Origin of the sequence: Synechococcus sp. EJ6-Ellesmere, assembly GCF_024345875.1 — a bacterium.
Classification (GTDB): domain Bacteria; phylum Cyanobacteriota; class Cyanobacteriia; order PCC-6307; family Cyanobiaceae; genus Regnicoccus_A; species Regnicoccus_A antarcticus.
This window is the reverse complement of sequence record NZ_JAGQBY010000189.1, coordinates 1-5457: the sequence shown is the minus strand read 5'-3', so window position 1 is coordinate 5457 and position 5457 is coordinate 1. Positions and strand designations below refer to the sequence as shown.

General features: G+C 66.9%; 10 protein-coding genes and 1 pseudogene. 2 read left to right on the top strand and 9 right to left on the bottom strand.

All coding sequences use genetic code 11. From position 1 onward, the window contains the following. Positions 1-128 precede the first annotated feature (128 nt). The 8 genes from KBY78_RS15805 to KBY78_RS15770 form a co-directional block, all read right to left on the bottom strand. Positions 129-887, bottom strand: a complete 759-nt coding sequence (locus tag KBY78_RS15805; protein ID WP_255144434.1) for a KilA-N domain-containing protein — start codon at positions 885-887, stop codon at positions 129-131. Positions 888-931: 44 nt separating this feature from the next. After that, complete coding sequence (locus KBY78_RS15800; protein WP_255144433.1) at positions 932-1234, bottom strand: hypothetical protein; 303 nt, start codon at positions 1232-1234, stop codon at positions 932-934. Beyond that, positions 1234-1827 carry a hypothetical protein gene (locus tag KBY78_RS15795; protein ID WP_255144432.1) on the bottom strand — a complete coding sequence of 198 codons (594 nt, stop codon included), beginning with the start codon at positions 1825-1827 and terminating at the stop codon, positions 1234-1236. The genes KBY78_RS15800 and KBY78_RS15795 overlap by 1 nt, the downstream gene beginning before the upstream one ends. Continuing rightward, positions 1820-2065 carry a hypothetical protein gene (locus KBY78_RS15790; protein WP_255144431.1) on the bottom strand — a complete coding sequence of 82 codons (246 nt, stop codon included), beginning with the start codon at positions 2063-2065 and terminating at the stop codon, positions 1820-1822. The genes KBY78_RS15795 and KBY78_RS15790 overlap by 8 nt, the downstream gene beginning before the upstream one ends. Next, entirely contained in the window at positions 2062-2808 is a 747-nt protein-coding gene (locus tag KBY78_RS15785) for a hypothetical protein (RefSeq protein WP_255144430.1), read from the bottom strand. The genes KBY78_RS15790 and KBY78_RS15785 overlap by 4 nt, the downstream gene beginning before the upstream one ends. Before the next feature lie 90 nt (positions 2809-2898). Further along, a complete protein-coding gene (locus KBY78_RS15780) occupies positions 2899-3624 on the bottom strand; it encodes a hypothetical protein (RefSeq protein WP_255144429.1) in 726 nt (241 codons plus the stop codon). A gap of 78 nt (positions 3625-3702) precedes the next feature. Continuing rightward, positions 3703-3867 (bottom strand): hypothetical protein, encoded by a 165-nt coding sequence (locus KBY78_RS15775; RefSeq protein ID WP_255144428.1) that lies wholly within the window; start codon positions 3865-3867, stop codon positions 3703-3705. Then, complete coding sequence (locus tag KBY78_RS15770; RefSeq protein WP_255144427.1) at positions 3867-4244, bottom strand: VRR-NUC domain-containing protein; 378 nt, start codon at positions 4242-4244, stop codon at positions 3867-3869. Before KBY78_RS15770 ends, KBY78_RS15775 begins: the two co-directional genes overlap by 1 nt. Before the next feature lie 74 nt (positions 4245-4318). On the opposite strand from KBY78_RS15770, the gene KBY78_RS15765 reads away from it, so the two are divergent. Further along, positions 4319-4555 (top strand): type II toxin-antitoxin system Phd/YefM family antitoxin, encoded by a 237-nt coding sequence (locus KBY78_RS15765; protein ID WP_255144426.1) that lies wholly within the window; start codon positions 4319-4321, stop codon positions 4553-4555. Then, positions 4555-4983 carry a type II toxin-antitoxin system VapC family toxin gene (locus KBY78_RS15760; RefSeq protein ID WP_255144425.1) on the top strand — a complete coding sequence of 143 codons (429 nt, stop codon included), beginning with the start codon at positions 4555-4557 and terminating at the stop codon, positions 4981-4983. Before KBY78_RS15765 ends, KBY78_RS15760 begins: the two co-directional genes overlap by 1 nt. Before the next feature lie 8 nt (positions 4984-4991). Here the strand turns inward: KBY78_RS15760 and KBY78_RS15755 are convergent. Beyond that, positions 4992-5457: pseudogene (locus KBY78_RS15755) on the bottom strand (hypothetical protein); the annotation flags it as partial.

The window sequence follows — 5457 nt, the reverse complement described above, 5'->3', positions numbered from 1 at the left end:
CTTGCCTGGTTGCAACACCCCCCGCAGCCGCAGCTGGCGGAGGGTCTCACGGCTCATTCCCAGCACTTTGCAGGCGTCGGCGGTGTTGACCCAGACCCGCTGACGGGGTGTCGTTGTGGCGGCGTCCATCAGCCTCCTGCCAGCTCGGCGCGGAAGCGCTTGAGGGTGTCGATCAGCCACGAACGGCGATAGCTCTTGACCTGGCGGGGGGCGCCGTCAACAAACTGCTGACGGCAAGGTGGTTCTTCGCCGAACGCCTCGCGATAGGCCCTGGCCACGAGCTTGCCTGCTGCGCAGAACTGGTTGCGGGGCAGCACTTGCTGAAACACCTCCAGCCAGGCATCTCCCAAGGTGAGCTCCTCGTCAGTCGGAGCGCCGGGCAGCATTCCCGAGCTCGCTGTGAGCACGTTGCTCCGGACGATGTCCTTGAACAGGAGCTCGTCGCGCTGATCCAGACCGCCGAGCCGCTCGAACAGCCCGATACTGCGCTCCACCAGGGAGATCACCTCGGCTTCCCTGAGCCTGGGCGGGGGCGTCACCACCGGTGCCGGTTCAGCCTGCTGGACGCTCTCCAAGAACCAGCCGTCCATCCACACCGCGAACGGCGCGCTGATCCAGCGGGCCAGATCGACTGCGACCTGGGGATGAACCCAGGTGCCGCCGCCACCGGCACCGCCAGAGCGGGACTCAACGAGGGCGTGGACGGAAATTCCGGCCACGCTTTCCAGCGCGTCCAGATAGAGCTGACACCGGTCTGACTCGCGGTAGTCCTTCCACCGCTTGCCATTGGCTTTGCACATGGCCGTGGCATTGACATAGCCATCGGTGGTTCGCCGGGAGATCGGCGTGCCGTTCCAGGAACGGGAGACCAGAGCGGGGTGATTCATCGAGGCGACAGGTGGAGCTGGATGGGATGACGTCGTCGCGCTGTTCATCGGTCTGAAAGCGGTGTGACGGGTGGAACCTCACCGGCAGCGGTGCCGGCATCGGGGCGGAAGACGGTATTGGTGCCGACCGATGGCAGCCGCGGCGGCACGGGCCCAGCGATCACCAGCAGCAGGGTGCTCAGCTGGAAAACCAGGACCAGCAGCAGCAGCCGGTAGAGGTCCCGCAGGTTGCTCACATAGACGGTGGTTGTGGGCCGGCGGGTGCGGCAGAAGGCCGGCAGCTGCGGTTTGCCCCCCTGGGGGCGTCCGCCGCCAACACCGCCGCGGACACTGTGGAGGTGAGTCATCAGAAGGGTGCCTCCTCGTCGTCATCGGCGGCCCAGTCACTGGAGCCGGAGCCGGTGGACGCGTTCACCGCGGAGTAGCCGTCGAGCTCGTCGAAGCCGTCGGTGGGATCGACCTGCTCGAAGGGCACGAACTCGACCACCTGGACGGCCCTGGGCTGGAAGGTCATGCCGCAGCCGTTCTCGCCGTCCCAGTCGTAGATGTCGAAGGCGACGATCACCTTCGAGCCGTTGCCGATAGCGGCACCATCCCAGGGCTGCTTTCTCGCGTCGACGATGCGGGGCCCTTCGGAGAGGGAGCCGTCGCGCCGCTGGAACTGCGGGATCTTGAAGCGGACCACGGTGAGCTCGCTGGGCTTGTCCTTGTCGGCCTTCCAGGGGAAGCCCTTCTCAGCGCGGCGTTTGCGGCTGCCGTGCAGGGCGATGAACTGATCCTCCATCGCCAGCAGGAAGGATTGGGCCTTCTCATCGGTGTTGGCCAGCAGCAGATCGCAGGTCCAGGCGAGCGGTTTGCTCTTGTCGAGCTGATGCCTTGGGGTGATCAGGTGGGCCCAGCGCACGGCGGCGAGGGGCGTGCGGAACAGGTCCTTAGCCATGGTGTGAATCGGGTGAAACGGGGTCTTGATCGAAGGGAGGAAGCGGCGGCAGCCCAAAGCGCTCACGCAGCAGGTGGTGCACCGCTCCGCTGGCGGAGAGGTTGCGGGCCTCCATCAGCTCGCGGATCCGCAGGTAGACGTCGGTGCGCACCTGGGTCTGGATGAAGTGGCGGCCGGCCAGTGAGCGCGGCTGCTCGCCGTAGCGACGGGGCGGCCGGGGGCGATGGCTGGTGCTCATGCGGCTGGCGGCGAGGGAACGTTCTCCAGCGCCGGGCCCTGGAGTTCCTCGAGGAAGCGCTCGATGAAGTCGCCGTGGTGACGCTGGGTGATGCGATCGCCGATCGAGCGGGCACTGCGGGGCACCTGGAAGTGCTCGCGGAACGCATGGGTGAGCTCGCGGCGTACGGCCGGCGGCAGATCCAGCACGCGGCGGTGATAGCCGCTGATCTCCTCGGGCGTCAGTGGAAGCAGTGCTGGGTCGCCTCCTTCATCGGCGTTAGCACTGCTGCCAGCCCGGGCCTCGACCTGCTGGCCTGAAGCTTGTGCCTCAACATCGGGCTCTGGCCGACCCGCAGGCAGCAGCGAGTCTTCAGGCTTGCCGGCCGTACGCTGCTCCCCATCAGAACAAGACTCTGCAGTCCTAGCCTGTGTGGACACAGGAATGCCCAGCAGCATGGCCAGCATCAAGCCGGTCATGTCAGCCAGGCCGCTGGGCTCGTCGGCCCAGGTCTCGCTGCTGAGCTCAGCGCCAGCGGCGTGCCTCAGCGTGACCTGCAGCCTGGAGCGGCCCTGCTGCTCGTCCAGCTGGGCGGACCAGCCGATGCCTTGGCGGAAGGCAGGGCGGGCAGCCTCCGCGACGGCGCCCAGGTCGGGGGAGGGGATGGCGGACACCTCGGCCTGGAAGCAGGCCAGGGCGTGGGTGAGCTGTTGCTCAGGGGATTGATGGCACAGGCCCTCCACGGGCCTGGATGGTGTGACCATGGCGAATCAGATCGGGCGGATGCCCGCTGATCGGAATCTTAGGGCTTTCCACTGGAAGCCGCACTAGTAGCGGCTGTTAATTCCTAGCCATCAGGTTGTGACGGGCTTCTTGCCCTTGCCGCTGCCGGGTTTGCGCGGCTGGCGGTTGGCGGTCTCCCACTGGTCCAGCCAGCGCTTGGGCTGATACAGGTCGCCTTCGATCCAGAGGGGGGCCAGCTCCTCGGGCTTGTAGTCGCCAAAGCCCGTGAGGACGGCATAGAAGCGCTTGCGGTGCTCCTCGCTGGCTTCTGCCGCCAGGGCGCTGATGGCGTCGCTGGGGTCGAGCCCGCACTCGTCGACCACCCGCCGCAGCTGGTTGCGCAACTTGGCCGACAGCTCGGTGGCCTTGCGCTGGCCGATGGTCGGGGCCGGTGTGGTGCGGAACGCATCCGGCACCTCCCGCAGGCCGCAGTAGCAGGCCCAGAACTCCAGCGGCGTCCAGACCGGGCAGTCCTTGTCCCCGATGGGAACCGAGCCTTCGAGCTTCTCCTTGATCGCCTGATCCTTGAGCGGACCCCACTCCTTCTCACCCCCAGCGATGCGACGGTTGAGCTCGCCCAGCTGCCAGAAGGCCTTCTGACGCAGCTCGCCCGCCTTGCCCTGCTCGATCACCGAGAGGTTGCCGTAGGAGATCGTCTCGAAGCCCACCTCGTCCGCCCAGCTGCAGGCGGTGTACTGGGTCCAGCCGTTGCCCCGGCGCCAGTTGAGCAGCATGCGTCCGAATGCAGCGCGGTTCTCCTCCTGGCGATCAAGCAGCTCCGCGTAGGTGATGACCACGATCCGAACTCCGAGTTCTTAGCGGGAAGCTAAGACATACTTGGCAAGCGCAGCCAGAGCCTGTCATGCCTTGGTATGTCAGGACCAGTCATCACCAAGCCTGTTGAGTATTTGCTTGGCCTGCTGGCCAGTGATCGCCTTCCCTGTCTTCACCTGCAGTCTCAAAGCCAGGGTGTAGGGGTGCTCGCCGGGATGGGCCTGAGCCAGCCGCCTGAGCCGCTGCTGCAGTTCTGCCGGATCCATCAGCGACTCAGCCGCTTCGAGCTCGTCACAGCGAGCGACTGCTCGGCCTCCTCGATGGAGCGGCACACGGCCGCCACACCCCCGAGTTGCTCCACGAGCTGTAGAAAGGCCCGCTGCTCAGGGCTGACGACCCCGTGTGGTGTCTTGATCTCCAGGGCGACGAACTGGGCGATTCGCTGGCCCATCAGCTCGGGCGTGACCTCCAGCGACCGCAGGCCGATCAGGTCGCTGCTGCCCTTGCAGAGCCCGAAACGCACCAGGCGGCCCTGCTGATCGACCAGGGCTCCGGTGTTGTTGCGCCAGAGCCGCACCGGCCCATGGCCGCAGGCCAGGCGGATGCGCTGCTGGATCTCGTATTCGCTGGGGGAGGAGGCCATGCCTCCTGTTGCCGTGTTGGCCAGGCCTTGCCCCACGATCCTGCTTAGAGTTGGTCATCTAGATGGCCAACGGCATGAGGCAGGTCACGGTGGCGGAAGCCAAGGCCCAGCTTTCGAGCCTGCTCGATGCGGTGGAGAGCGGCCAGCCGGTGGTGATCACCCGACGCGGCAAGGCCATCGCTGAGCTGGTGCCCAGGCATGCCGTGCGCGATCTCCTGCCCCAGCTTCAGGCTCTGCGGGACTCCCTGCCCCATCAGGCCACCAGCGGGGTGGAGACCATGCGCGCGCTGCGGGATGAAGACCCCTCCTGATGCTTTACGTCGATACCTGCGTGCTGCTGGCGGCTCTCACACCGGAGGCCCACTCAGGCAGCGCAGTGGCCTTTCTTGAGCAGGCCACAGCCCCCCTGGCGATCAGCCCTTGGAGTGCCACCGAGCTCCATTCCGCTCTCGGGCTCAAGGTGCGCACCAAAGCCCTGAGCCCGTCGCAGGCCGAGGAGGTGCTGCAGGGCTTTGAACGCAGCCTGGCCCCAGGCCTTCTGATGCTGGAGGTGGAACCGCAGGACTTCCGTAATGCCAATGCCTGCCTGCGCGGCTGGACCACGGCACTGCGGGCGGCCGATGCGCTTCACCTGGCGATCGCTTCCGGACGGGGCGCCACCCTCTGCAGCCTGGATGCCCCGTTTGTGCTGGCGGCCCAACAACTGGGGCTCGATGCCCAGCTGATTGGGGCTGACTGAACCTCCGTTCAGACCTGAAGGCCCCGCTGCCGGGCCGCCCAGACATGCTTGGCCCAGCCGGGTTTGTAGCCGCGCTCCTGCTCCCGCTGCAGCAGCTGCTCAAACGTGCGGCAGCTCGCTGAGGGTGAACGCCGCCGGGGTCGCTGCTGCTGAGCGGCCTTGGGCCGGTGACGACCTGTGGCGACGATTTCGACCAGCTCGCCATCGAGCTGCTGAAGCCCCCGCCGCTGTTCATCGCGCTCGCCTGTGAGGAACAGGTGGCCGCAGTCGGGACACTGCTGGGTCGCGCTGGGGCAACTGCAGAAACAGAGCGGGCAGTCCTTGATCGGGATGGAGACACCTTCCCGACGCCGCCTTCCGGCCAGGTTCCACTCCCTCTCATCGGTGGGCAGACCGTGGCGGTGGGCGTTGCCGACGTGATCGAGGATCACCGCCTCGTGCTTGCCGGGTGTGGGCCGCAGGGCCCGGCCGACC

Coding starts and splice junctions, on each gene's coding strand:
- KBY78_RS15805 (WP_255144434.1), bottom strand. CDS start 887: ATGAATCACCCCGCTCTGGTCTCCCGTTCCTGGAACGGCACGCCGATC.
- KBY78_RS15800 (WP_255144433.1), bottom strand. CDS start 1,234: ATGACTCACCTCCACAGTGTCCGCGGCGGTGTTGGCGGCGGACGCCCC.
- KBY78_RS15795 (WP_255144432.1), bottom strand. CDS start 1,827: ATGGCTAAGGACCTGTTCCGCACGCCCCTCGCCGCCGTGCGCTGGGCC.
- KBY78_RS15790 (WP_255144431.1), bottom strand. CDS start 2,065: ATGAGCACCAGCCATCGCCCCCGGCCGCCCCGTCGCTACGGCGAGCAG.
- KBY78_RS15785 (WP_255144430.1), bottom strand. CDS start 2,808: ATGGTCACACCATCCAGGCCCGTGGAGGGCCTGTGCCATCAATCCCCT.
- KBY78_RS15775 (WP_255144428.1), bottom strand. CDS start 3,867: ATGGATCCGGCAGAACTGCAGCAGCGGCTCAGGCGGCTGGCTCAGGCC.
- KBY78_RS15770 (WP_255144427.1), bottom strand. CDS start 4,244: ATGGCCTCCTCCCCCAGCGAATACGAGATCCAGCAGCGCATCCGCCTG.
- KBY78_RS15765 (WP_255144426.1), top strand. CDS start 4,319: ATGAGGCAGGTCACGGTGGCGGAAGCCAAGGCCCAGCTTTCGAGCCTG.
- KBY78_RS15760 (WP_255144425.1), top strand. CDS start 4,555: ATGCTTTACGTCGATACCTGCGTGCTGCTGGCGGCTCTCACACCGGAG.